The following is a 573-nucleotide window of genomic DNA, read 5'->3' as shown; positions in this document are numbered from 1 at the left end:
GGCGTCCGGGCAGGGCAGTCGCTCGGCGTCCCCGGTGGTGAACTCGGCTCGGTGGGTGAGCCCCGCGGCCTGGGCGGCCCCCTGGGCGAGGGCCGTGTTGGCCGGGGCGAAGTCCACGCCGTGCACCCGTACCCCGTGCACGCCGGCGAGGAGCAGGGCCGTCGTGCCGCGCCCGGAGGCGACGTCGAGGACGCGGCCGCCCGGGCGCAGGGCGAGGCCGTCGGCGAGGTGCCGGGTCAGGGTGGCGCCGCCGGGGTGGTAGGAGTCGCCGAGCAGCGCGCTGACGATGTCGGAGGAGTACGCGGCGGCGCAGCACGCCTTCACCCCCTCGCCGTCCGGCAGCTCGACTGCCNNCACGCGGTGGCCTCCGGGTCCGTGGTGCGGGCGGTCTTGGACCCGTACGGTGTGACGGTGAGGCGGTCGGCCAGCGGGGTCGCGTTCGGGGCGACGTCGGCGACGGGCACCCCGGACAGCTCGGCACGAATCTCCTCGCGGTAGCCGACGGAGTTGTACGCGCAGAAGGGGATGAGCCGCCCGTCGGGGGTGATCTCCTCGACGCAGCACTTCATCAAC

1 protein-coding gene and 1 pseudogene are annotated in these 573 nt (G+C 75.5%); both read right to left on the bottom strand.

Translation table 11 applies throughout. The annotated features are described in order from the left end of the window. Positions 1 to 357: methyltransferase domain-containing protein (locus tag HPT28_RS26470; protein WP_308119538.1), on the bottom strand; the 357-nt coding region annotated here is incomplete at its 3' end. Beyond that, positions 321 to 573 (bottom strand): annotated as a pseudogene (locus HPT28_RS26465) (hypothetical protein); the annotation flags it as partial. The pseudogene HPT28_RS26465 and the gene HPT28_RS26470, both read right to left, overlap by 37 nt.

This window comes from Streptomyces sp. JJ38 (assembly GCF_019303475.1).
Taxonomy (GTDB): domain Bacteria; phylum Actinomycetota; class Actinomycetes; order Streptomycetales; family Streptomycetaceae; genus Streptomyces.
Note: the sequence above shows the minus strand (reverse complement) of the source record. Positions and strands in the feature narration are given on the sequence as shown.